The following is a 22896-nucleotide window of genomic DNA, read 5'->3' on the forward strand; positions in this document are numbered from 1 at the left end:
CTCCTAATCAGGTATCAGGCCAGCTAGCCAGCGCTTTGCACTCAATCGACGGCGGACGCTTCTATCTTGTCTAAGTACGGCGTCCTGCCATTGCAACGGCGCTGATCCTGGCGCTGGGCAACTTCCTGCACTTCGCGGCGGGTCACCAAGTCGGCGAGACTGATGCCACTGAGAAACTCGTGTATCTGCTGGCTAAGGTCACACCATAAATGGTGTGTCAGGCAGGTATCACCCGCATGGCAATCACCCTGCCCTTGGCAACGCGTGGCATCGACGGATTCATTTACCGCATCAATTACTTCAGCCACTTGAATGCCCTGCATGGCTCGCGACAGCTGATAACCACCGCCCGGACCGCGCACGCTGGAGACCAAATTGCCGCGGCGCAGCTTGGCAAACAGCTGCTCCAGATAGGACAGAGAAATACCTTGGCGCTCGGAAATATCAGCCAGAGACACCGGCCCACGCTGGGCATGCAACGCCAGATCAAGCATGGCGGTGACGGCGTAACGGCCTTTGGTAGTGAGTCGCATGATGGATTACCGCGTGAGCGTAATGTGCGGCGAGTATGCAATTCCCGAGCATTTAAGTCAACTATAAGACCTAGCGCTTTAGTCGGGATTAGCCGTCATGAAGGGTGCGCAGCATAGCAAACCGCACGCACCAGCACCATTAAGCCGCAGGCTTGTCGGCATCCTTGACCATCCCTGCAAAATCCTCGTTGCGCAACTGCGGCAAGTCCTTGGCACAGTAGTCACTGCCCAAGGATTTGAGCGCGCCACACATCCCCTCGAGACGACCGTCCACTGCATGCAGATGATCCAGCAGCTGGCCGATTGCACGCGCCACCGGATCCGGCATGTCCTGACTCACACCATAAGCATCAAAGCCGAGCTTCTCGGCAATCGCCTGACGCTTGGCCTCCTGCTCATCATCCGGCTTGACGATCACGCGACCCGGAATACCGACCGCCGTAGCGCCGGCAGGCACCGCTTTAGTAACCACGGCATTGGAGCCAATCTTGGCCCCCGCACCGACCGTAAACGGCCCCAGCACTTTAGCCCCCGCCCCCACCACCACACCATCCTCCAGCGTTGGGTGACGCTTGCCCTTGTTCCAGCTGGTACCGCCCAGCGTCACACCCTGGTAAAGGGTAACGTCATTACCAATTTCAGCGGTCTCACCGATCACAATGCCCATGCCGTGATCAATAAAAAAGCGCCGTCCGATTTTGGCCCCCGGATGAATTTCAATACCCGTCATCCAGCGCCCGAAATTGGACACCACACGCGCCAGCCACTTCCAGCCATTAGCCCACAACGCATGCGCTACGCGATGCAGCCAGACCGCGTGCAGCCCCGGATAGCACGTAACCACCTCAAACGCATTGCGCGCCGCCGGATCGCGATGAAATACGCTCTGAATATCCTCTCGCATGCGCTCAAACATCTACCTTCTCCTGACCAGGGCGCTCGCTTCGCGCCGCCTTGATGGTTTCCGTCAAAATGCCGCGCAAGATGTTCATTTCCAACTTGCTCACCTCGCTGCGCCCGTACAAGCGGCGCAGACGACTCATTAAATGCCGTGGATTGGCCGGGTCGAGAAACTTGATCTCGACCAACGCCTGCTCAAGATGCACATAGAACGACTCCAACTCATCCGCCGTTACCGGCTGCGAACTCTGAATGGCGGTAGCCTCTAGCTTGAGCATCTTGGTTGGCTGGTTTTCTGCTGCCAACCAAGCCATGCGCACCTCGTAAGCCAACACCTGCACAGCAGCCGCCAGATTGAGCGAGCTGAACCCAGGATCGGATGGGATGTGCACATGAAAATGGCAGCGTTGTAACTCTTCATTGGTCAGCCCGGCATATTCGCGACCGAACACCAATGCCACCGCACCACCCTGCTGCGCCTGCTCGCACGCCGCCACCCCACATTCACGCGGGTCCAGCAGCGGCCAGGGGATGCGCCGGTCCCGCGCACTGGTGCCCAGCACCAGACTACAACCGACCAGCGCCTCTTCGAGGGTGCCAACCACCTGCGCAGCATCCAACACATCACTGGCACCCGAGGCTCTAGCGACTGCCTCGGCGCTCGGAAAATCCAGCGGATCTACCAGTACCAACTGCGACAGGCCCATGTTTTTCATGGCCCGTGCCGCACCACCGATATTGCCGGGATGACTGGTATTGACCAAGACAACGCGAATATTTTCCAGCAACGCAAACGCTCACAGACAAGGCTTAGAGGGGCAAATCTTACAGAAGCCACCCAGCTTACGCCACGCAAGGCGCAGGTTGCACTTCAACCGCCGGGCTTTTCTGCTAGAATGGCCGGCTTTCTTTAACGACCCAGGTGAACATCCATGCAGCCCATGCTGAATATCGCGCTGCGCGCAGCCCGTAGCGCCGGCGAAATGATCTTCCGCTCGACCGAACGCTTGGACGTCATCTCGGTCGACGAGAAAGAAGCCAAGGATTATGTGACCGAGCTTAATCGCTCCGCCGAGCAGCTGATTATCCAAGCACTGCGCAAGGCCTACCCGACTCACGGCATCTTCGGCAAGGAAAGCGGCCTGAGCGCAGGCAGCGGCGAAGGCGCCGACTATGTGTGGATCATCGACGCACTGGATGGCAGCGCTAACTTTATTCGCGGCATCCCACATTACGCCGTGAGCATCGCCTGCAAATACCGCGGCCGCCTTGAACATGCAGTGGTCATCGACCCGGTTCGCCAGGAAGAATTCACCACCAGCCGCGGCCGTGGCGCTGCACTGAATGGTCGCCGTATGCGCGTCGGCAATCGCAAGAGCCTGGAAGGCGCCCTGCTCGGCACCGGCTTCCCGTTCAGCGAGAACCAGACAGACAACCTCGACAACTACATCGGCATGTTCCGCAGCTTAGTTGGCCAGGCTGCTGGTCTGCGCCACGGCGGAGCAGCAAGCTTAGACCTGGCCTACGTTGCCACCGGCCGCTTCGATGCATTCTGGGAGTTTGGCCTGTCCGAGTGGGACATGGCCGCTGGCGCCCTGCTGATTCAGGAAGCAGGCGGCTTGGTCAGTGACTTCAGCGGCAGCCACGAATTCCTTGAAAAAGGCCAGATCGTCGCCGGCAACACCAAGTGCTTCAAGGCCGTACTGACGGCCATCCAGCCACACCTATCGGCTTCATTGAAGCGCTAAATAGGTCAGGCAATAAAAAAGCGCCCTCGGGCGCTTTTTTATTGCCTGACTACTTACTCAACCAATACCAGCTGGCCATCACGCACGGGAATGCGCTGACCTGGATCATTGGCCATACGCACCTGGCCCACCTTACCGTCCAGCTCGTATTTGACGTCATACCCCACCAGCTTCTCGCTGGTGTCCATCACCGTACTGCAGCGCGTTTCGGTGGTGGTGTAAGTATCACGATTCTGCAAATGCTCTTGCGCCTTGTTGCCGGCATAACCACCGCCAACAGCACCGGCGACTGTCGCCAGCTTCTTGCCGTTACCGCCACCGACCTGATTACCCAGCAAGCCGCCAACCACCGCACCAATCGCCGTACCCGCAATCTGATGCTGATCCTTGACCGGCGCCTGACGGGTCACAGCCACGTCCTTGCACACTTCACGCGGGGTCTTGATGGTTTGATTAACCGGCTTCACAGCCAGCACCTCAGCGTATTTCGGCGCTGTAACGACATTATAAGTAGCCACCGCCCCACCGGCCGTGACACCCACTGCGCCCAATACTGCACCGACTAATAAAGACTTATTCATACCAAACTCCTCGAACCACTACTCAGCGCGCAGCGCGCCTTAATTCATGATTTAGAACACAAAAAAGCCGGGCAAGTTCAAAACGAGCCCGGCTCACTTAACTATTTGCGATGAAGCGCACAGGTTAGGGGCGATCATCAACCTCTTCGGCCACAACCGGCGGAATCAGGTCATCGACCGTCAGATCCAGCCACACCAGCACCACGTTGGCGATATAGATCGACGAGTAGGTGCCCGCGCTCACGCCGACGAACAACGCCACCGAGAAGGCAAACAGGTTGTCGCCAGCAAACAACAGCAGCGCAGCAATCGCCAACAAGGTAGAGATCGAGGTGGCCATGGTGCGCAACAGTGTTTGCGTGGTGGAAATGTTGATGTTGTCGATCAACGTCGCCTTACGCAGCACGCGGAAGTTCTCGCGCACCCGGTCGAATACCACAATGGTGTCGTTCAACGAGTAGCCGATAATCGCCAGCAACGCCGCCATCACAGTCAGGTCGAAGGTGATCTGGAAGAACGAGAGAATACCCAAGGTGACAATCACGTCGTGGATCAGCGAGACGATTGCACCCACGCCGAACTTCCACTGGAAGCGGAAGGCCAGGTAGAGCATCACGCCGCCGAGGGCCAGCAGCAGGCCAAGCCCACCCTGATCGCGCAGCTCCTCACCCACCTGCGGACCGACGAACTCGACTTTTTTCACTTCGAGCTGCTCGCCGGTTTGACGCAGCGCAGCAGCTACTTTATTGCCCAGCTCCGGATCATCGCCCTGCATGCGCACCACCACATCGGTGGTCGCACCAAAGCTCTGCACCACAGCGTCGGCATAACCGGCGCCGGCCAGCTGCTCACGGATTTTACCGAGGTCGGCCGCCTGCTCGTAACTCAGCTCAATTTGCGTACCGCCGGTAAAATCCAGCCCCAGATTGAGCCCTTTGGTAAACAGGCTAACCAGCGCCAAGACCGTCAGCAGCAGGGTGAAGGCGAACGCAATATTGCGCACCCCCATGAAGTTGATCGTACGATTCATCACAGCCCCTTAAATCCACAACTTCTTGAAGTCACGCCCGCCGCAAGTCAGGTTGACCATGCAACGCGTCACCAGAATGGCGGTAAACATCGACGTGATGATGCCCAGCGACAAGGTCACCGCGAAGCCCTTCACCGGCCCAGTCCCCATGGCAAACAGGATGCCACCGACCAGCAACGTGGTCAGGTTGGCATCGACGATCGCCGAGTAAGCCCGATCGAAGCCCTCATGAATGGCCCGCTGAATCGACATGCCATTGGCGATCTCTTCGCGAATACGCGAGAAAATTAGCACGTTGGCGTCTACCGCCATACCCATGGTCAGCACGATACCGGCAATACCCGGCAGGGTCAGCGTGGCACTGAGCAGCGACATCAGCGCCAGTAACAGCACCATGTTCAGACCCAGCGCAATGGTCGCCAGCACACCGAAGAAACGGTAAATGGCGATGATAAACAGCGAGACGAACAGCATCGCCCACAGCGACGCACTGATGCCCTTGGCAATGTTGTCAGCACCCAGGCTCGGGCCAATGGTGCGTTCTTCAGCGAAGTACATCGGCGCAGCCAAGCCACCGGCACGCAGCAACAAGGCCAATTCAGACGATTCGCCCTGGCCATCCAGGCCGGTGATGCGGAACTGACTCCCCAGCGGCGACTGAATAGTGGCCAGGCTGATGATCTTCTTCTCTTCGATGAAGGTCTGCAGCTCGACTTCCTTCTCGACGCCATCGACCACCTGACGCACGTAGCGGGAAACCGGCTTCTGCTCGATAAAAATCACCGCCATGCTGCGCCCGACGTTGTTGCGGGTCGCACGGCTCATCAGGTCGCCACCACGGCCGTCCAGGCGGATGTTGACCTGCGGGCTGCCGTTCTCGTCGAAGCTAGCCTGCGCATCGGTCACCTGATCACCGGTGATGATCAGCTCACGCTCCAGCTGAACCGGCGGGCGGCCCTCCTGACGAAACTCAAAGCTTTCAGTCGCGCCCCTGGGTGCATCTGGCTCAGCAGCCAGGCGGAATTCCAGGTTGGCTGTTTTGCCGAGAATACGCTTAGCCTCGGCGGTGTCCTGCACGCCCGGCAGCTCAACCACGATGCGGTTAGCACCCTGACGCTGAACCAGCGGCTCGGCCACGCCCAGCTCGTTGACCCGGTTACGCACGGTGGTCAGGTTTTGCTTGATCGAGTATTCGCGAATCTCAACCAGCTTGGCCTGCGTCAGCGCCAGACGCAGCACTTGCTGCTCACCACGCTGCACGGTGGTCATGTCGAAATCGGTGAAGTCTTTACGAATCAGCTGCTGCGCCTTCTCCAGCGTTGCTTCATCGGCAAAACCCAGCTGAATGGCACCTTCTTGCTCAGGCAGGCTGCGATAACGCACGCGCTCTTTACGCAGCAGGCTCTTGACCTCGCCTTCGTAAACCTTGCGCCGCGCATCCAGGGCCTTGTCCATGTCCACTTCCATCAGGAAGTGCACGCCACCGGACAAGTCCAGGCCGAGCTTCATTGGGCTACCGCCCAAGTTGCGCAGCCAATCTGGCGTGGTTTGCGCCAGGTTCAAGGCCACCACAAACTCATCACTCAAGGCCTTGCGTACCAGCTCTTTGGCGGGTAGCTGGTCTTCAGCGCTGTTCAAACGCAGCAAGCCGGCACGGCCCTGATTGGCCAGGCTGACGGCTTTGACGCTAATACCGGCCGCTTCCAGCGCGCGGCTGGCGCGGTCCAGATCGGCCTGCTCAACGCGCATGGCGGAGCTGTTGCCACTGATCTGGATCGCCGGATCATCCGGGTACAGATTGGGCGCGGAATAAAGGAAGCCGATTGCCAGCACAGCCAGAATCAGCAGGTACTTCCAGAGGGGAAATTTGTTGAGCATGACGCCGCCCGTTATGACGCGGGGCGCATTAAGCGCCCCGTCGAATGGTAAAGGTGTGTTGCTTAGATCGCTTTCAGCGTGCCCTTAGGCAGCGAGGCGGCAATCGCCACTTTCTGAATCTTCAGCTCGACGGTGTCGGACACTTCGATTACCACGAAGTCATCGGAAACCTTCGACACCTTGCCGGCGATACCGCCGCTGGTTACCACTTCATCACCTTTCTGCAGGCCGCTGATCAGGCCCTTGTGCTCTTTGGCACGCTTGGCCTGTGGGCGCCAGATCATCAGATAGAAGATGACCAGAAAGCCGACCAGAAACACCCATTCAAAGCCACTACCAGCAGGACCGGCAGCCGGTGCGGCGCCTTCAGCGAAAGCAGCGGGGATAAAAAAGCTCATGTAACACTCCTGTAACAAGGGTCTTTAAACAGTTGGGGATCAATCCAGAGGCGGCGTTGGTAGCCCGCGCTTGGCATAGAAGGCATCGACAAAGGCGGCCAATGTACCCTGTTGAATAGCCTCGCGCAAACCAGCCATAAGCACCTGATAGTGCCGTAAGTTGTGGATTGTATTGAGCATGCTACCCAGCATTTCGCCACATTTATCCAGATGATGCAGATAGGCACGGGAGAAATGTTTGCAGGTGTAACAGTCGCAGGTCGAGTCCAGCGGCGAATCGTCGTGCTTATGGAAGGCATTGCGGATTTTCAGTACACCGGTGTCGACAAACAGGTGGCCGTTGCGCGCGTTGCGCGTCGGCATCACGCAGTCAAACATGTCCACACCACGGCGCACGCCTTCAACCAGGTCTTCCGGCTTGCCCACGCCCATCAGGTAACGCGGCTTATCGGCCGGCAGCTGGGCTGGCAGGTAATCGAGCACCTTGATCATCTCGTCTTTCGGCTCGCCGACCGACAGGCCGCCAATGGCATAACCGTCAAAACCGATCTGCTCCAACCCATCCAGAGAAACTTTGCGCAATTCCTCATGCATGCCGCCCTGGACGATACCGAACAGCGCCGCCGTGCTGTCACCATGGGCCTCTTTAGAGCGTTTGGCCCAGCGCAGCGACAACTCCATCGAGCGTTTGGCCACATCGAACTCGGCTGGATAGGGCGTGCACTCGTCAAAAATCATCACGATGTCGGAACCCAGGTCGCGCTGCACCTGCATCGACTCTTCCGGCCCCATAAACACCTTGGCGCCATCGACCGGCGAGGCGAAGTACACGCCCTCCTCCTTGATCTTGCGCATCGCCCCCAGACTGAACACCTGGAAACCGCCGGAGTCGGTAAGAATCGGCCCCTGCCACTGCATAAAATCATGCAGGTCGCCGTGTTTCTTGATCACTTCGGTACCGGGACGCAGCCACAGGTGAAAGGTGTTGCCGAGGATGATCTGCGCACCAATCGCCTCAATATCACGCGGCAGCATGCCCTTGACCGTGCCATAAGTGCCCACTGGCATAAACGCCGGGGTTTCCACCACGCCACGGGGGAAGGTCAGCCGACCACGGCGCGCCTTGCCCTCGGTCGCCAACAATTCGAAAGACATGCGGCACGTGCGCGTCATAGCTGTTCCTCTGGCCCGCGCGGTGCGGGGTTGCGGGTGATAAACATGGCATCACCGTAACTGAAAAAACGATACTGGCCGGCAATCGCCGCCTGATAGGCCGCCATGGTTTCCGGGTAACCGGCAAACGCCGACACTAGCATCAGCAAAGTCGATTCCGGCAAATGGAAATTGGTCACCAGCGCATCGACCACATGCAGCGGTCGGCCGGGGTAGATAAAGATGTCGGTATCACCGCTGAAGGCTTTAAGCACGCCATCACGTGCCGCGCTTTCCAGCGAACGCACGCTGGTGGTACCGACGGCAATCACTCGGCCGCCCCGGGCATGGCAAGCAGCCACTGCATCCACTACGTCCTGACTGACCTCCAGCCATTCGCTGTGCATGTGGTGATCTTCAATGCGCTCGACCCGTACCGGCTGAAAGGTGCCAGCGCCGACATGCAGGGTCACGAACGCCTGCTCAACACCTTTCTCGGTAATTGCCGCGAGCAACTGCTGATCAAAATGCAGTCCAGCCGTGGGCGCAGCCACCGCGCCGGCACGGTCGGCATACACCGTTTGATAACGCTCGCGATCAGCCTGCTCATCCGGCCGATCAATATAGGGCGGCAACGGCATATGCCCAACGCGCTCCAGCAGCGGCAACACTTCTTCGTTAAACCGCAGTTCGAACAATGCATCGCGGCGTGCAACCATCTCGGCCTCGCCACCGCCGTCAATCAGGATGCTCGAACCCGGCTTGGGCGACTTACTCGAACGCACATGGGCCAGCACGCGGTGCGCGTCCAGCACGCGCTCGACCAGAATTTCCAGCTTGCCGCCCGAAGCCTTCTGGCCGAACAGCCGCGCTGGAATCACCCGCGTATTGTTGAACACCATCAAGTCGCCCGGACGCAGGTAATCCAGCAGATCACTGAACTGTTTATGCGCCAGCTCACCCGTCGGCCCATCGAGCGCCAGCAGACGGCTGGCACGGCGTTCGGCAAGAGGGTGGCGGGCAATCAGAGCGTCTGGCAGCTCGAAATTGAAATCGGCAACACGCATGGTCAGAGTGAGGTCGTCTAGGAGGGCGGCAAAGCTTACCGGAAATAGTGCAATCTGAACACGCAAGAGCATTGACCAACGCCAATACCATCCCTATACTTCGCCGCCATTGTGCCCCGGTGGCGGAACCGGTAGACGCGGCGGATTCAAAATCCGTTTTCGAAAGAAGTGGGAGTTCGAGTCTCCCCCGGGGCACCATACAAACATCTCAGGACGTACCGAAACGACCTGAAACCTTAGAGAACCGGCCACTTGAGCCGGTTTTTTATTGCCCGCAGCTCCCTACCGTTACCTTGTAAGCCCACTGGATTGTGAGTAGATTTGTGAGTAGATCGAGTTTGGCCCATAAATCTACTCACACCTGAGCTGCCAAACGCCGCCCGGCATGGCTCAAACGGGGGCTCCATGCCGCTGACCGATTCCGCAATCAAAACAGCCAAGCCCAAGGACAAGCTGTATCGCTTAGCCGACAGCAACGGCCTGTGCTTAGAGGTCGCCCCAACCGGCTCCAAGCTGTGGCGCTACCGCTACCGCTTCAACGGCAAAGCTAAAATGCTTTCCTTGGGCGCCTACCCTGCCGTGCCTTTGGCCGCAGCCCGCCGCAAGCGTGATGACGCCCGCTTACTGCTCGACGAAGGCACCGACCCAGGCGCAGAACGCCAAGCCACTAAACAGGCGCAAGCACTTGAGGCGCAGACATTCGAGGAACTGGCGCGTGAGTGGCACGCTTACCGCTCGCCACGCTGGGCAAAATCTACCGCCGATAAAGTGGCAGCCTACCTAGAGTCGGATTTGCTGCCCGCCCTAGGCCATCGACCCGCCCAAGCGATTACCCGCCCTGAGCTGGTCGCACTTATTCGCAAGATCGAATCACGGGGCGCGCACAACGTCGCCAAGAAAACCCGCCAGTGGCTAAGCCAGATTTTCCGCTTTGGCCTGGCACAGGGGGCAGTAGAAGCCAACCCCGCAACCGACCTGGACGTGATCGCAGCGCACGCCCCAGCAACGCGCCACCACCCGCACATCACCTTTGCCGAACTGCCTGAACTGCTGGGCAAAATCGAAGCAGCCAAAATCAACACACTTACAAGGCAAGCCATCCGCCTGCTGGTGCTGACGGCCGTGCGCCCTGGCGAATTGCGCGCCGCGCCTTGGGCCGAGTTCAATCTAGACGCCGCTACCTGGACAATCCCGAAAGAACGGATGAAAGCCCGCCGCGACCACTCGGTGCCACTGCCACGTCAGGCCGTTGCCATCCTGCGCCAGCTTCAAGAAGTCACCGGGGGTTATGCCTTGGTATTTGCCGGGCGCAACAACACCAGCCGCCCAATGAGTGAGAACACCATCAACAAGGCATTGGCTGACGCCGGCTACAAAGGCAGGCAAACCGGCCACGGCTTCCGCCACCTGCTGAGCACCGAACTTAATGGGCGTGGCTATAACCGGGATTGGATCGAGCGCCAGCTTGCCCACGGTGATGACGACGAAATACGCGACACCTACAACCACGCCACCTACCTGGAGCAACGCCGGGAGATGATGCAAGCGTGGGCCGATTCGATAGACGCCCTGTGCGCTGGGGCCAACGTAGTGAGCATCAAGCGCAAGGCTTAACGCCTTTTGGCTAATCAGCGTGCATGCAAACGGCACTCACCCTGCCGTTCACCCACCCGCCGGCATGGTGAAGGCAAGCCACAGGCCAAGCATCAAAACCCGCTACACACCTCGCAGCTAGCGCCCCACATTAATTGCCAGGCCGTGCCCTACTGGCCCTAGCATCCCCGCCAAACGCTGTTAACATCCGCCCAACAACTACCACTGTATGCACAAACAGGAATGGCTACATTGCCAAACCAGCCCCCACCATTTGGCAGCCCTCGCCTAGATCAAGTGATTGATACCTGGTCATCCACGAGCGTGCTTAATCCCCGCTTTTTGGCCCGCGAACTTGCCGCCCTGCTGCGCACCACCGGCCCGGAGGCGCAGCCCCTGGGAAGCCACGCGGTGGCCGTTACCCTATTCGATAGCGCCACCGGCCCAGGCGCGCTGACCATTGGCACCTTGGCGACTTACTTTGAGCGCTACAGCGCCGGGGAACAGCCAAGCACGGTAGAAACCACCGTAGGCAGCGCCCGGGCTAGCGCGGTGTACTTCGACAAGTCTTGGATAGGTCGGCTTGAAATCGAGACAGAGGCCCGCGCCCGCACGGCAGCCGGCATGCAACAAATGCACCCCGCACCGCGCCCGACTGGTGGAGCGCAAGCAGCCGCCCAGTACCAGCCTCCCAAGTCGGGCAGCGACCCTGAATGCCTTGCACTACACCAAGCCCAGCAGCGCCAGGCAGGCGAACAAAGCACAGCAGAACAGCTAGAGGCATCCGAGCAGCGCGCCTTATTGGCAGAGCAGGAGAGCGCCAAGCGCGGGGCTAAAATTCAAGCGCTGGAGCACCAAAACCAGCAGCACATGGTGGCGATAGAGCAAATAACTAGGGACTTCTCCGAGGAGCGGCGCGCCCGCACGCTTGGCGACGAAGCTCGCCGCGAGCTGACCGAAGCGCTAGAGATTGCAGAAGCAAAGACAGCAAAAGCAGAGACAACACTTGAGCAAGCGATTAGAGCTTTGCCAGCACTAAGCCAACAATTGACCGAGGTTGCACAGATATTCAGGCCGCACGCCGATACGACAAAAAAGCCCCTAGATTCAAGAGAGCGCGCCAGCTTCGAGCGTTTGGTGTATGCGCTGGCACGCGAGGCCGGGTATCGACTAGAGAAGCCATATGCCGACGCGGATTTGATCCTAAGATACGCCGACACCATCGGGGCGAAAGTGCCCACCGGCAAAGGCCTGATAGCCAAAAAACTAGAGGCCGCCGCTACACGCTTTGCTCAGGACCAGAAGGAATAACGCAACCCTATTAGGGTTTTGCCTGACCCTACTAGGACTAAAACGGAGCGCCGGCCTATTCAATGCCAATCGTGTTCAACAAAGCCCGAGAGGCACACGACCATGGCAGCAACCACCAACACCCCGCGCCGCTTTATCAAGCTGGCCGAAGTTAAAACCCTGACCACCCTTTCCACGTCCGAGATTTACCGGCGTATTGCTGCGGGCACCTTCCCCGCTCAAGTAACCCTTGGCCCTAAGTCGGTCGCCTGGATCGAGGCCGATGTGCTGGCCTGGTGTGACGCGCTGGTCGCCCAGCGCAAGGCGGCCTAAATGAAAAAGGCCAGCCTCCCAATACATGCAGAAGCCAGCCCGTCGCACGGCCAGAATATCACCTGCCCCGCCGAACTGCTGCGCGCGGCACCCAGCAAGATTGCCCGCGTCCTGGTGTACCTGCGCCACTTCGACACGCTTAACCGCTTTGAGGCAGCCCGCAAAGTCGGTGACACCTGCCTCAACTCGACTATCCCAGCCCTGGAAAGCAACCACGGGCTGACCTTCGAGCACATACCGGAAAAGGCCGCCAACCACTGGGGCGACCCGTGCGGCGTAACCCGGTACCGCCTGCCAGCAAGTCAGCATGAGCAGGCAGACAAGGTGCTGGCCATGATGTTTACCCGCCGCGCCAAGGCGCAGAAGGCCGCAGCATGAGCGCGCAAAACATCCCGACCATTGCCAAGCGCACCCGCCGCCGCTATCTTGTGGCTGTCACTGCAAATTCAGTGACCGGGTTTGGCGACTCGAACACCACACGGCGCACAAGCGCCCACCATCCGAAAGCAGGCGCTTTTTTTGTGCCTGGCGCTTCGAGTTATGGCGGCTGTGCGTGGGATACCTTCGGGTATGCCGGGTTCCGTGTGTCCCGGTTCGCCAACCTGCGTACAGCTGCCACCCTAAATCGTTTGGCGACGATCCGTGGCAGCTCCAAAACACACGGAGCCGTACCCATGAAACACGCCCGCAATCCGTCCACACCCAGCAGTCACGCCGATGCCTACAAGGCAATGGCCCTTGCCGCCCTGCGCGCTGATTCGTCTCTTTCTGTTCGCCTTGCCCGCTACAACAGCCACATGGCCAAGGCCCGCGCCCTGGAAGCAGCCGGGGGTGCCGTATGAGCAAAGCACCTGCTATTGCTACCGTGGCAAGCGATGCAATCGACCTACTTACAGCGACCTGTGAGCAACTGGATATGCCGGCCGCCACCCTTCGAGCTATCCGCAAGGCATACCCTGCTGCTTTTGCGGATATGAGCGACGGCATCCGCAGCGGGCTACTTGATACCCGGCACCTTTCAGACTTGGGGCTTAATGCCGCCTCAGACTGGCGCGAGCATCTGGCAGAGCAAGCCAGCGAACTGACCGCCCAACTCGACTACGCACAAGAACAACCCGGGGGTGCCGTATGAGCTGCCGAAGCCAACACCAAGCCCTGACCCGCGGCCACGTCGTCACCGTCTGCCACCCCAGCGACGGACGCCGCCGCGAACTGCCCGCGCTGACCTTGGGCGGCCTTGCCCTCGAGCTGGCCGGCATGGTCCGTGACGCCATGCCCGCTGCCCTGGTAAGCATCGTGCGTATCGACCTGCCACCCAGCAAACGCCCCGATGCCGAGCAGCAGACGGACACCATCAAGCGACTGGTGATCGAGGCCCGCGATTCTGAGCAACCTGGCCGCGCCTTCCTGAGCGCTTCCGGTTTCTGGCCGCACGCCACCCCGACGGCCAAGGAGTAACCCCATGCACATCAAAAACGGCGCAAGTGCGCCGACGGGTTCGGCTTGCCCAAATAAAGCCAATCAAGCGCCCTGCGCACCCAGCAGCAAAGCACAGGCCGGGGGTGTGCAATGAGCATTCTTGAGAAAAACCCCGACTTGGCCGACGTGATCCGCAGCGACGAACACGCACAGGCATTGATCGCAGAGAGTGAGGCAAACCGGCGCCAGCTTGAGGCGTGGGGGAGCACCCTGGCGCCTGAGCCGCGCCCACTTCTACCCGATCTACAAGCACCTGAGCCTTACCCCCTGGAGGCACTGCCGCCGCTTATGCGTGACGCAGCCCAAGCCATTGCCGAGCATGTACAGGCACCGCTGGCGCTGGCTGGCCAATGCGTAATCGGGGCCGGCGTATACCTGGCGCAGACCCGCGTTAACGCGCCCCATATCCACCGGCAAAGCGGCATGCCCTGCTCGATGTTCCTGCTGACGCTGGCCGACTCAGGTGACCGCAAAAGCGAGTGCCGGCGTCTGGCGTTCAAGACTGCCGACGAAGCCGAAGAAAAGGCCCGCACCGAGCACCGCAAAGCCTGCGATGAAATCACCAGCATGGCCGGCGGTTTGAAGGGTAAGGCGCTTGAGCAGTTCAATGCAGAACACCCGCTGCCCTTCGATCCACGCACGCAGTACAGCGACGCCACCTTTGAACGCATCGCGGGCGACATGATCCGGGGCGCGTCTGCTGCGTCCTGGGACACCGACGAAGGCGGGCAAGTGCTGGGCGGGGCTTCGCTCAAAGCAGACACGCGAGCAGCAACACTGGGCGGCCTGGTTAAAGCGTTCGACACCGGCACCTTTGAGCGCACCCGATCACACGGCAACGCTGAGGGGTCAGGCTTTGCCTATAACCGCCGGCTGAGCGTGCATCTGCTGGCTCAGGCCGTGACGGTAGCCGCGGCGCTTGATGATCCACTGTTGCGCGGGCAGGGCTTCCTGCCCCGCTTCCTGTTCGCCAGCCCTGCCAGCTTGGCGGGTACGCGCTTTTTAACCGCCGACCAATTGAGCCGCAAGGCGTATGCAGACCCACGCTTGCAGCGCTACTGGGCGCGCTGCGAAGCAATCAGCGCCACACCCCAAGCCGTAGACCCGCAGACGGGGGAAGTCTCGCCGCTGGTGCTGGAGCTGGACACAGAAGCCGCCGCCGAATGGCTCGAGTTCTACAACGAAGTGGAGGGGGAGCAATCCGCCTTGGGCCGGTTCGGCAACCTGCGCCCCTTCGCTGGCCGTGCTGGTGAACTGGTGCGCCGACTGGCTGCCGTGTTTGCCTGCTTTGAAGGGCAACAGCAGATAGATGGCGAATGCCTACGCCGTGCCGCCGTGCTGGTGCGTCACTCCCTGGCTGAGTGGTCGCGCTACACCGACAGCGAAGCGGTAAACCCTAAGTTGCAACAGGCCGCCGCTTTGCTGGAGTGGTTACAAGCCAAGCAATGGCAAACGTTCGACGCCCGCCGGCTTCAGCGCGAGGGGCCGAGCATCGCCCGCAAAAGTGCCAAGCACCGCGACGCCTTGCTTACCGTGCTGGCTGACCACAACCAACTGCTGACCAGTGACGGCAAGCAATTCACCATCAACCCACTTGCGACAACCGCGACAAAGCCCGCAAAGCAAGGTTCGAGCAGTTGCGACAGCCTTGCGACAAGTTGCGACAAACCTACCGAAAGCCCTGTTGATCTGAATTTGTCGCAACGTGTCGCAACCTTGTCGCAAACCTCAAAGCCAGCAATGACGGGGGTTGTCGCGGTTGTCGCGCATGTCGCAAGCAAAACGCCGGATTACAAACACGGAGGCCGTGCCCAATGAGCGCAAACCTACTGATGACGCTGGAAGCCGTTGCCGAAAAGCCGGACGCCACCAAGCGCGACGCCTTGACCATCACCCGCCGCGCCCTACGCCACATCTGCCAACAAAAGGCACAGATACAGGCCGAGCGGCGCGCCATGTATCGACAGGCACGCAAGCTGCGCCGCTACCTGCCATTCACGGCCAAGGCAGCCTATGACCTGGAGCAGCAAGCCAGCGCCCATAAAGCCGAGATGTTGGCAGCATTGCGCCGCGTGCTGATCGCTTACGGTAAGGCCATCATTCAAGACAGGGATGGGATCGCCGCCGCGCTTGGCTTTGACCTGCTGGCCGACCTGCTGAACATCAACCCAGCGCACCGGGAGCAAGCCAGAGAGGACGGCGGGGAGAGCCTGCAAGGGCTGGCGTATATCGCTCGCTTGGAAGACAGCGCCGCAGGGTACGGCAACCGATTGGGCGCGGGCGGGCCGCTTTATCAGGCCTGCCAGGCGACCATGATGGACTTTATCCGCGCCTGCCCCGACCACCTGCTGCCGGACCCGTTCGCACCTGGTGCGCCGTTCGGTCCACCGCTACCCCCTGAGCTGCGCGTGGTCTGATCCGCCTGGGCACTACCCTTTTTGTGTAGTGCCCACGTCCAAAAGTTATGGGGTGGCGTCTCCATAAAACCCATAACCCCTTCTTCCTGCATATTCACGAAACAGTCATAAGCCCCGCCAGCCGTGGGCCATAGCCGTTTCCTGCATATACATGGGGAGAGGATGTATATAGGGCAAAAGGCGGGGTATTCCCATCATTACAGCCCGGCCATTGGCACCAGTCGGGCACAGTGCAAGCCCGGTGCTGGCACCATCTGCACCCCGTGCAAATCAGGTTCCCGCCCCGGATTGATGCCCGATAATCGGACAACAAAGCCAACCCAAGGCCGCGCCTGTACATGCCCAGCCGTGCGCCTGCTAACGCTGGATTAACGTTAACCCAGCGTTAGCCAACCGTTAACTTAACTGCATAGTGACGCCAGCAACACCGGGCACCAAGGCCCATGCCTAGTGGCGCCCGGCCTCACTATTGCTATGCTGAGTGAGCAGGCAAGGAGGCCATACGCATGACCAAGACCACACCACCACGACTAGACCCCGCCGCCCTGGCTGAGCTGCTGGAGCGCACGCGCCAAGACGTGAGGCGTTACCGTCTGTTGCATCCTGAGTGGTGCCGCCCCGTTGATGACACCGGCCCTGTACAACCAGACCAGACCAGCACGGCACCAGCTAAGCCGCCCGCGTGATCCCCTGATTACTCAGGCCATCGCATAGCGAGAGTTACACCAAAGCCCGCACCCACCCGACGGCATGGTGAAGGCACAGAGCATGGCCACCATGCCCTGCCAGCTCACACCAAACCCAGTGCTAACCCATCAGTAACCCAGCCTTAACCCACTGGGTTTGGCGGCCTACCCGTGTAGCACGCCACACCCCTACCTAAAAGGTACTCCCGGAGGGGGTGGCCCCTGAGGGTAATTCGAGCCCCGCCGCCGGACTATGTACGAGTGATTCATGCGTTGCCCGCTTCCGGTTCCTGGTGGCTCTGGAGGCTTCGCAAACACTGGCCGCAGCCCAACGCATAACCGGAACCGAAAACCCGTCCAAACCGCTCCGCTCGCAGCCAGGGAGGGGGAGGATAAAAAGTCCGCGCTTTGTCTGCCTCCGAACGACGGGGGGAACCTTTTTCTTACTTCCCCAAAATTCGTGTTTTGGTAGGCACAAAAAAAATAGTGAGTAGATTTGTGAGTAGATAGAAAACCACACAGCACGCCACCCCATAAGAAACGCGGCATGTAGCGCTTGGTTCGAGTCTCCCCCGGGCACCATAAATCTCGAGAAAGGCCTTGATTATCAAGGCCTTTTTTATTGCCTAAAACAAAGCAACAGCACGCCTGAACAGTCATCTAACTGGCCTCCCTGTACACGTGGGAGAGGCTAGGCAAAACGTCCCACTGCCAGCAATGGCGGGCCCTAGCGGGAGTTGGAATTAGCCAAAGAGTTGGCGTAAAGTTTTCGCACTGAGTTTGCATAGATAGCTGAAAATCGTCAGCCGCTTCAGTCATATGGCCTCCCCTGCTCGACGCCGCACACTTCTTTGCAACCAGTATCAGCCCCTCATGTTGAGTAGCGGCTGTCATCAACTCTAGGTTCAAGGAAATACACGCTATGTCGAATCGCCAAAACGGTACCGTTAAGTGGTTTAACGACGAAAAGGGCTTTGGCTTTATCGCCCCAGAAAGTGGCCCAGACCTGTTCGTGCACTTTCGCGCGATCCAGGGCAACGGCTTTAAGAGCCTGAAAGAAGGACAAAAGGTCAGCTTTATCGCCGTGCAGGGCCAAAAAGGTATGCAGGCTGACGAAGTTCAAGCCCAGGAGTAGACCCGCCGCCGCGAAGAACCCCTGATGACTGCATCAGGGGTTTTTTTATGCCCCTTGATGCCGCATTGTTAGCGCCCATCCCACCCGCCGAACGAGTAAAGAGCCGACTATGCCGAAACACCTGCTGCGCCCGCAGGGTGAATTCCCCAGCGCCGGACTGGCCCGCCGTCTTGCCGCCATGTTTTATGACTTTCTGCTGTGCATCGCCCTGCTGATTGTGGTGACCTTTATCTACAAGCTGATCCTGATGGGTTTCTACGGCGAGGCGCAGCTCAAGCAGATGTCTGACGCCGGCGCCCTGGATGGTGACCCCCTGCTCTCGACCCTGCTATTTCTCAGCTTGTTTGGTTTCTTCGCCAAGTTCTGGACCCACAGTGGCCAGACCCTGGGCATGCAGGTCTGGGGCCTGCGCATTCAAAACCGCGACGGTACGGCGATCAGCCTGTGGCAGGCGCTGCTGCGCTTTCTGGCTGCCATTGGCTCTTGGCTGCTGCTTGGCCTGGGCTTTTTGTGGGTACTGTGGGACAAGGACAAACGCAGCTGGCATGACACCTACTCAGAAAGCCAGGTCATTCAGCTGCCCAAGAATATCCACAAGAAGTAAGACGATTACTGCACCACTGCGAGGTGCCTCGCAGACGGCCGCTATGGATAGCAGGCCATAAAAAGCCGGCGTGCACAGAGTGCGCACGCCGGCTTTTTATGGCGCAATTAACCGGCGCGGCGCAGCAGCCAAGCACCGGCAAGCGCGCAAATAGCGGCCGGGGTCAGCACCGCCAGCAACGGCGAGAAGCCGAACACCAGGCTCGATGGCCCGAGCAGGTCCTGACTGATTTTAAACACGAAGCCCACCAAGACCCCGGTAAACACCCGCTGACCAAGGGTTACCGAGCGCAGCGGACCGAAGATAAAGGAAATCGCCATCAGCACCAGCGCAGCCGTCACCAGCGGCTGCAGCACCTTGGTCCAGAACGAGAGCCAATACTGGCTGTTATTCAACCCCTGCTCGGCCAGGTAGTGGATGTAGCTCCACAGCCCGGTCATCGACAATGCATCCGGCGCAAGCACCACGGTACCGAGTAACTGCGGGGTCAATTCAATATCCCAACGCTCTTGCGCCTGCTGGATGACCTCACTGCTGCGCTCACGGAAATGCGTCGTCGCCACGTCTTCCAATTGCCAGTGATCGCCCTGGTACTGCGCGCGCCGGGCAAAGCTGGAAGACTGCATGCGTTTCTGTTCATCAAAGCGGTAGCGGGTAACGCCCAGCAGCACACCATCCGGTTGCACGGCGTTGATGTGCACATATTCCTGCCCCTGACGATGCCACAGACCGTGCTTGGAGCTCTGCGCCTCGCCCCCGCCTTGGGCCATCGCGCGGCTAGCCTGAGCCTTATTCTCACTGTAAGGCGCCAGGTACTCACCGATCAGCACGCCGGCCAACATCAGCACCAGCATCGGCTTCATCACCGCCCAGACAATCCGTCCAATTGACACGCCAGCAGCGCGCATAATGGTCAATTCACTGTTACTGGCCAGCGAGCCCAGACCGATCAAGCACCCAATCAATGCGGCCATCGGCAGCATTTCATAGATACGCCGCGGCGCGGTCAGCAGCACATAACCAAGAGCATCGAGCAGGCCGTAACTGTCTTCGACATCGCTCAGCTCATCGATAAACGCAAACAGCAGGGCCAGGCCGACAATGATGCCCAGCACGGCGAGGATGGCGACAAACACCTGGGTGCCGATATAACGATCCAACTTAACCACGGGCCACCTCCAGCGCCACACGACGAGCCGCCCAGCGCAAGCGCAGCGGCTCCCAATACAGCAACAGCAGGCCAACCAGGGCGAACAGCCCATGCACCCACCACAAGCCAAGGGCCGGTGGCAGGGTGCCTTTGTCCAGCGCACCGCGTGCACCAATCAGCAGTGCCAGGTAGGTCATGTACAGCAGGATGGCCGGCAACAGCTTGAGGAAGCGCCCTTGCCGTGGGTTAACCCGCGACAGCGGCACCGCCAGCAACGTGACCACAAACACCAGCACGGGGATCGACAAGCGCCACTGCAATTCAGACTGCATGCGCGGGTTGTCGCTGCCAATCAGCTCACGCGTTGGGATCGCCTCGCGCTCCGTCACATCCGTGGCCACCTCAGGCTTGGGCAGCAGTACGCCGTAGGTATCGTACTTGATCGCACGGTAATCGGCCTGCCCTGGGTTGCCGTCGTAGCGGTAGCCATTTTCCAGAATCAGGTAGCGGCTGCCATCAGCCTGAATTTCCTGGCGACCGGACTCAGCCACCAACACAGAGATGCCACGCTCCTTGTCGCCCTGGCGCGACAGCTGGGTTTCAGAGATAAACACCCCAGCCAACGACGCCCGATCCTCAGACAAGTCCTCGGTGTAGGTGACGCGCGAGCCATTTTTCATCGACTGAAAGCGCCCCGGCACCAAGGTGTCTAACTCTGTCAGTGCGCTTTGCTGGTTGAGAATCAGCGCCACATGCTGCACACCTTGCGGAGCCAACCCCATGCTGAGCCAACCCACCAGCACGGCCACTAGGGCTGCCGGCGCCAGGCTGTAAACAAATAAACGCTGCTGGCTCATGCCCGTGGCCGAGAGCACGGTCATTTCGCTCTCCAGGTACATCCGCCCGTACGCCAGCAGGATGCCGAGGAATAGCGCAAGCGGCAGGATCAGCTGCAGAAAGCCAGGAATGCGGTACGCCATGATCATCAGCAGCACGCCGGGGTCGAGCATCCCCTGCGCCGCCTGGGCCAAATAACGAATAAAACGACCACTCATAATGATGACCAACAGCACGGCGCTCACCGCACTCAGGGTCAACAGCACTTCACGAGACAGATAACGGAAGACGATCAAACCAGACACTCCAGGGTTGTCAGGCTCAGCTGGCTCAGCTCACACTAGCCAAACTGCTTGCCGGCTCGCTCACCGAGCGAACCTCGAAAAAATTAAGCCGGCATTATCCTGCAATAGCGACTCGTTGTCTTGGGGACACCACGCAATGGAATTTATTGTTAAAAGCGCACGCCCAGAAACACTAAAAACCGCCACCCTGGTTATCCCTGTCGGCGAAGGCCACACACTCGGTGACGCGGCCACAGCCATCGACACCGCCAGCAGCGGAGCCCTCAGCGCCCTGCTTAAGCGTGGCGACCTGGCCGGCAAGCTCGGCCAGACCTTACTGGCGCACAACCTGCCGAACCTCAAAGCCGAACGCGTACTGCTGGTCGGCACCGGCAAAGACAGCGAACTGTCTGACCGCCAACTGCGCAAAGTGATCAACAGCGTTTACAGCGGCCTGAAGAACCTCGGCGGCAGCGACGCCGTTCTGGCGCTGGATGAATTGCCGGTCAAAGGCCGCGACATTTACGGCAAAACCCGCCTGATGGTGGAATGCCTGGCCGATGCCGGTTACTGCTTTGATCGCTTCAAGAGCCAAAAGGCTGAAGCCGGCGCACTGAAAAAAATCACCCTACTGACTGAAAAAAACCATCTGGCCGACGCCCAGCGCGCCAGCAGCCACGCCCAAGCCATTGCCCTCGGCATGGCGTTCACCAAAGACCTGGGCAACCTGCCGCCCAACCTCTGCCACCCGAGCTACCTGGCTGAAGAAGCCAAAGCCTTGGGCAAAGCCTACAAAAACCTCAAGGTCGAGATTCACGACGAGAAGAAACTCAAAGAACTCGGCATGGGCGCATTCCTCGCCGTCGCCCAAGGCAGCGACCAGCCGCCACGCATGATTGTGCTCAATTACCAGGGCGGCAAAAAATCCGAGAAGCCTTACGCCCTCGTCGGCAAGGGCATCACCTTCGACACCGGCGGCATCAGCATCAAGCCAGCCGCTGGCATGGATGAAATGAAGTACGACATGTGCGGTGCGGCCAGCGTATTCGGCACCCTCAAAGCCGTACTGGAACTGCAACTGCCGATCAACCTGGTGTGCTTGCTGGCCTGCGCCGAGAACATGCCGAGCGGCGGCGCGACTCGCCCGGGCGACATCGTCACCACCATGAGCGGCCAGACCGTGGAGATCCTCAACACCGACGCCGAAGGCCGCCTGGTGCTGTGCGACACCCTGACCTATGCCGAACGCTTCAAGCCGCAAGCCGTGATTGATATCGCCACCCTGACCGGCGCCTGCATTGTCGCCTTGGGCAGCAATGTGTCCGGCTTGATGGGCAACAACGATGAACTGGTGCAGCAGATTCTGACGGCTGGTTTGAGCGCCGACGACCGCGCCTGGCAATTGCCGCTGTATGACGAATACCAAGAACAGCTCGACAGCCCATTTGCCGATATCGCCAACATCGGTGGGCCGAAAGCCGGCACCATCACCGCCGGCTGCTTCCTCTCGCGCTTCGCCAAGAAGTACCACTGGGCGCACTTGGATATCGCCGGTACGGCGTGGATCAGCGGCGGCAAGGACAAAGGCGCAACCGGCCGACCCGTGCCGATGCTGACGCAGTACTTGCTGGATCGCAGCAACGCCTAAAAACCTGCAAACGTAGCGCCTTGTCTCGCTCTAGCCCGCGAGATCCGAAAAAGGTTCTACGTTCCAGGCGCATTGTAGGAGCGGTCTTGGCCGCGATTGACTGGTAAGCTGCGCACCTGTCAGCAAGCCGCTCCTGCAATTAACGCCAAATCG

General features: G+C 59.6%; 25 protein-coding genes and 1 tRNA gene. 15 read left to right on the forward strand and 11 right to left on the reverse strand.

Going from position 1 to position 22896, the window contains the following annotated elements; all coding sequences use genetic code 11:
• Positions 1 to 41 precede the first annotated feature (41 nt).
• The 3 genes from iscR to trmJ form a co-directional block, all read right to left on the reverse strand.
• Positions 42 to 533 carry a Fe-S cluster assembly transcriptional regulator IscR gene (gene iscR / locus AC0J6G_RS12040; RefSeq protein WP_475248011.1) on the reverse strand — a complete coding sequence of 164 codons (492 nt, stop codon included), beginning with the start codon at positions 531 to 533 and terminating at the stop codon, positions 42 to 44.
• Positions 534 to 672: 139 nt separating this feature from the next.
• On the reverse strand, positions 673 to 1449 hold the full coding sequence (cysE, locus tag AC0J6G_RS12045; protein WP_475248013.1) for a serine O-acetyltransferase: 777 nt from the start codon (positions 1447 to 1449) through the stop codon (positions 673 to 675).
• Positions 1442 to 2221: a tRNA (cytosine(32)/uridine(32)-2'-O)-methyltransferase TrmJ gene (gene trmJ / locus AC0J6G_RS12050; protein WP_475248015.1), complete on the reverse strand. Its 780-nt coding sequence runs from the start codon at positions 2219 to 2221 to the stop codon at positions 1442 to 1444. The genes cysE and trmJ overlap by 8 nt, the downstream gene beginning before the upstream one ends.
• 144 nt (positions 2222 to 2365) lie before the next feature.
• On the opposite strand from trmJ, the gene suhB reads away from it, so the two are divergent.
• Positions 2366 to 3181 carry a type III secretion system regulator SuhB gene (gene suhB / locus AC0J6G_RS12055; RefSeq protein WP_475248017.1) on the forward strand — a complete coding sequence of 272 codons (816 nt, stop codon included), beginning with the start codon at positions 2366 to 2368 and terminating at the stop codon, positions 3179 to 3181.
• Between the two features lie 53 nt (positions 3182 to 3234).
• Here suhB and AC0J6G_RS12060 read toward each other — a convergent pair whose 3' ends face one another.
• The 6 genes from AC0J6G_RS12060 to queA all read right to left on the reverse strand — a co-directional run bounded on the left by AC0J6G_RS12060 (position 3235) and on the right by queA (position 9287).
• Positions 3235 to 3762, reverse strand: a complete 528-nt coding sequence (locus AC0J6G_RS12060) for a glycine zipper 2TM domain-containing protein (protein ID WP_475248019.1) — start codon at positions 3760 to 3762, stop codon at positions 3235 to 3237.
• A 124-nt stretch (positions 3763 to 3886) separates the two neighbouring features.
• Entirely contained in the window at positions 3887 to 4792 is a 906-nt protein-coding gene (gene secF, locus AC0J6G_RS12065; protein ID WP_475248021.1) for a protein translocase subunit SecF, read from the reverse strand.
• Between the two features lie 9 nt (positions 4793 to 4801).
• Positions 4802 to 6670, reverse strand: coding sequence for a protein translocase subunit SecD (secD, locus tag AC0J6G_RS12070; protein WP_475248023.1), 1869 nt, complete (start codon positions 6668 to 6670; stop codon positions 4802 to 4804).
• Positions 6671 to 6732: 62 nt separating this feature from the next.
• The gene (gene yajC / locus AC0J6G_RS12075; protein ID WP_090248652.1) at positions 6733 to 7068 is read right to left on the reverse strand and encodes a preprotein translocase subunit YajC; all 336 of its coding nucleotides are present in this window, start codon (positions 7066 to 7068) and stop codon (positions 6733 to 6735) included.
• A gap of 39 nt (positions 7069 to 7107) precedes the next feature.
• Positions 7108 to 8223 (reverse strand): tRNA guanosine(34) transglycosylase Tgt, encoded by a 1116-nt coding sequence (gene tgt, locus AC0J6G_RS12080; RefSeq protein WP_475253720.1) that lies wholly within the window; start codon positions 8221 to 8223, stop codon positions 7108 to 7110.
• A 14-nt stretch (positions 8224 to 8237) separates the two neighbouring features.
• A complete protein-coding gene (gene queA, locus AC0J6G_RS12085) occupies positions 8238 to 9287 on the reverse strand; it encodes a tRNA preQ1(34) S-adenosylmethionine ribosyltransferase-isomerase QueA (RefSeq protein WP_475253722.1) in 1050 nt (349 codons plus the stop codon).
• A 113-nt stretch (positions 9288 to 9400) separates the two neighbouring features.
• On the opposite strand from queA, the gene AC0J6G_RS12090 reads away from it, so the two are divergent.
• From AC0J6G_RS12090 to AC0J6G_RS12150, 13 genes are all read left to right on the forward strand, one after another.
• Positions 9401 to 9485, forward strand: a tRNA-Leu gene (locus AC0J6G_RS12090).
• 207 nt (positions 9486 to 9692) lie between these two features.
• Entirely contained in the window at positions 9693 to 10901 is a 1209-nt protein-coding gene (locus AC0J6G_RS12095; protein WP_475248026.1) for a tyrosine-type recombinase/integrase, read from the forward strand.
• Positions 10902 to 11177: 276 nt separating this feature from the next.
• Positions 11178 to 12191: a hypothetical protein gene (locus AC0J6G_RS12100; protein WP_475248028.1), complete on the forward strand. Its 1014-nt coding sequence runs from the start codon at positions 11178 to 11180 to the stop codon at positions 12189 to 12191.
• 102 nt (positions 12192 to 12293) lie between these two features.
• Positions 12294 to 12503, forward strand: a complete 210-nt coding sequence (locus tag AC0J6G_RS12105; RefSeq protein WP_475248030.1) for a helix-turn-helix transcriptional regulator — start codon at positions 12294 to 12296, stop codon at positions 12501 to 12503.
• Complete coding sequence (locus tag AC0J6G_RS12110; protein WP_475248032.1) at positions 12504 to 12881, forward strand: hypothetical protein; 378 nt, start codon at positions 12504 to 12506, stop codon at positions 12879 to 12881.
• The gene (locus AC0J6G_RS12115; RefSeq protein WP_475253825.1) at positions 12878 to 13345 is read left to right on the forward strand and encodes a hypothetical protein; all 468 of its coding nucleotides are present in this window, start codon (positions 12878 to 12880) and stop codon (positions 13343 to 13345) included. The genes AC0J6G_RS12110 and AC0J6G_RS12115 overlap by 4 nt, the downstream gene beginning before the upstream one ends.
• On the forward strand, positions 13342 to 13635 hold the full coding sequence (locus AC0J6G_RS12120) for a hypothetical protein (protein WP_475248033.1): 294 nt from the start codon (positions 13342 to 13344) through the stop codon (positions 13633 to 13635). The genes AC0J6G_RS12115 and AC0J6G_RS12120 overlap by 4 nt, the downstream gene beginning before the upstream one ends.
• The gene (locus AC0J6G_RS12125) at positions 13632 to 13961 is read left to right on the forward strand and encodes a hypothetical protein (RefSeq protein ID WP_475248035.1); all 330 of its coding nucleotides are present in this window, start codon (positions 13632 to 13634) and stop codon (positions 13959 to 13961) included. Before AC0J6G_RS12120 ends, AC0J6G_RS12125 begins: the two co-directional genes overlap by 4 nt.
• A 111-nt stretch (positions 13962 to 14072) precedes the next feature.
• Positions 14073 to 15800 (forward strand): DUF3987 domain-containing protein, encoded by a 1728-nt coding sequence (locus AC0J6G_RS12130; RefSeq protein ID WP_475248037.1) that lies wholly within the window; start codon positions 14073 to 14075, stop codon positions 15798 to 15800.
• A complete protein-coding gene (locus AC0J6G_RS12135) occupies positions 15797 to 16399 on the forward strand; it encodes a hypothetical protein (protein WP_475248038.1) in 603 nt (200 codons plus the stop codon). Before AC0J6G_RS12130 ends, AC0J6G_RS12135 begins: the two co-directional genes overlap by 4 nt.
• Before the next feature lie 506 nt (positions 16400 to 16905).
• On the forward strand, positions 16906 to 17085 hold the full coding sequence (locus AC0J6G_RS12140; protein WP_475248040.1) for a hypothetical protein: 180 nt from the start codon (positions 16906 to 16908) through the stop codon (positions 17083 to 17085).
• A 922-nt stretch (positions 17086 to 18007) separates the two neighbouring features.
• A complete protein-coding gene (locus AC0J6G_RS12145) occupies positions 18008 to 18220 on the forward strand; it encodes a cold-shock protein (protein ID WP_475248042.1) in 213 nt (70 codons plus the stop codon).
• A 109-nt stretch (positions 18221 to 18329) separates the two neighbouring features.
• Positions 18330 to 18824, forward strand: a complete 495-nt coding sequence (locus AC0J6G_RS12150) for an RDD family protein (RefSeq protein ID WP_475248044.1) — start codon at positions 18330 to 18332, stop codon at positions 18822 to 18824.
• A gap of 107 nt (positions 18825 to 18931) precedes the next feature.
• Here the strand turns inward: AC0J6G_RS12150 and lptG are convergent, their stop codons facing one another.
• On the reverse strand, positions 18932 to 19993 hold the full coding sequence (lptG, locus tag AC0J6G_RS12155; protein WP_475248046.1) for an LPS export ABC transporter permease LptG: 1062 nt from the start codon (positions 19991 to 19993) through the stop codon (positions 18932 to 18934).
• On the reverse strand, positions 19986 to 21107 hold the full coding sequence (gene lptF / locus AC0J6G_RS12160; RefSeq protein ID WP_475248047.1) for an LPS export ABC transporter permease LptF: 1122 nt from the start codon (positions 21105 to 21107) through the stop codon (positions 19986 to 19988). The genes lptG and lptF overlap by 8 nt, the downstream gene beginning before the upstream one ends.
• Before the next feature lie 145 nt (positions 21108 to 21252).
• On the opposite strand from lptF, the gene AC0J6G_RS12165 reads away from it, so the two are divergent.
• On the forward strand, positions 21253 to 22743 hold the full coding sequence (locus tag AC0J6G_RS12165) for a leucyl aminopeptidase (protein WP_475248048.1): 1491 nt from the start codon (positions 21253 to 21255) through the stop codon (positions 22741 to 22743).
• Positions 22744 to 22896 lie beyond the last annotated feature (153 nt).

It is taken from the genome of Pseudomonas sp. TS_SC_3 (assembly GCF_056156225.1).

Bases quoted from the DNA above. Each gene is read 5' to 3' on its own strand.
- iscR (WP_475248011.1), bottom strand. From the start codon at position 533: ATGCGACTCACTACCAAAGGCCGTTACGCCGTCACCGCCATGCTTGAT.
- cysE (WP_475248013.1), bottom strand. From the start codon at position 1,449: ATGTTTGAGCGCATGCGAGAGGATATTCAGAGCGTATTTCATCGCGAT.
- suhB (WP_475248017.1), top strand. From the start codon at position 2,366: ATGCAGCCCATGCTGAATATCGCGCTGCGCGCAGCCCGTAGCGCCGGC.
- AC0J6G_RS12060 (WP_475248019.1), bottom strand. From the start codon at position 3,762: ATGAATAAGTCTTTATTAGTCGGTGCAGTATTGGGCGCAGTGGGTGTC.
- secF (WP_475248021.1), bottom strand. From the start codon at position 4,792: ATGAATCGTACGATCAACTTCATGGGGGTGCGCAATATTGCGTTCGCC.
- secD (WP_475248023.1), bottom strand. From the start codon at position 6,670: ATGCTCAACAAATTTCCCCTCTGGAAGTACCTGCTGATTCTGGCTGTG.
- yajC (WP_090248652.1), bottom strand. From the start codon at position 7,068: ATGAGCTTTTTTATCCCCGCTGCTTTCGCTGAAGGCGCCGCACCGGCT.
- tgt (WP_475253720.1), bottom strand. From the start codon at position 8,223: ATGTCTTTCGAATTGTTGGCGACCGAGGGCAAGGCGCGCCGTGGTCGG.
- queA (WP_475253722.1), bottom strand. From the start codon at position 9,287: ATGCGTGTTGCCGATTTCAATTTCGAGCTGCCAGACGCTCTGATTGCC.
- AC0J6G_RS12095 (WP_475248026.1), top strand. From the start codon at position 9,693: ATGCCGCTGACCGATTCCGCAATCAAAACAGCCAAGCCCAAGGACAAG.
- AC0J6G_RS12105 (WP_475248030.1), top strand. From the start codon at position 12,294: ATGGCAGCAACCACCAACACCCCGCGCCGCTTTATCAAGCTGGCCGAA.
- AC0J6G_RS12110 (WP_475248032.1), top strand. From the start codon at position 12,504: ATGAAAAAGGCCAGCCTCCCAATACATGCAGAAGCCAGCCCGTCGCAC.
- AC0J6G_RS12115 (WP_475253825.1), top strand. From the start codon at position 12,878: ATGAGCGCGCAAAACATCCCGACCATTGCCAAGCGCACCCGCCGCCGC.
- AC0J6G_RS12120 (WP_475248033.1), top strand. From the start codon at position 13,342: ATGAGCAAAGCACCTGCTATTGCTACCGTGGCAAGCGATGCAATCGAC.
- AC0J6G_RS12125 (WP_475248035.1), top strand. From the start codon at position 13,632: ATGAGCTGCCGAAGCCAACACCAAGCCCTGACCCGCGGCCACGTCGTC.
- AC0J6G_RS12130 (WP_475248037.1), top strand. From the start codon at position 14,073: ATGAGCATTCTTGAGAAAAACCCCGACTTGGCCGACGTGATCCGCAGC.
- AC0J6G_RS12135 (WP_475248038.1), top strand. From the start codon at position 15,797: ATGAGCGCAAACCTACTGATGACGCTGGAAGCCGTTGCCGAAAAGCCG.
- AC0J6G_RS12140 (WP_475248040.1), top strand. From the start codon at position 16,906: ATGACCAAGACCACACCACCACGACTAGACCCCGCCGCCCTGGCTGAG.
- AC0J6G_RS12145 (WP_475248042.1), top strand. From the start codon at position 18,008: ATGTCGAATCGCCAAAACGGTACCGTTAAGTGGTTTAACGACGAAAAG.
- AC0J6G_RS12150 (WP_475248044.1), top strand. From the start codon at position 18,330: ATGCCGAAACACCTGCTGCGCCCGCAGGGTGAATTCCCCAGCGCCGGA.
- AC0J6G_RS12165 (WP_475248048.1), top strand. From the start codon at position 21,253: ATGGAATTTATTGTTAAAAGCGCACGCCCAGAAACACTAAAAACCGCC.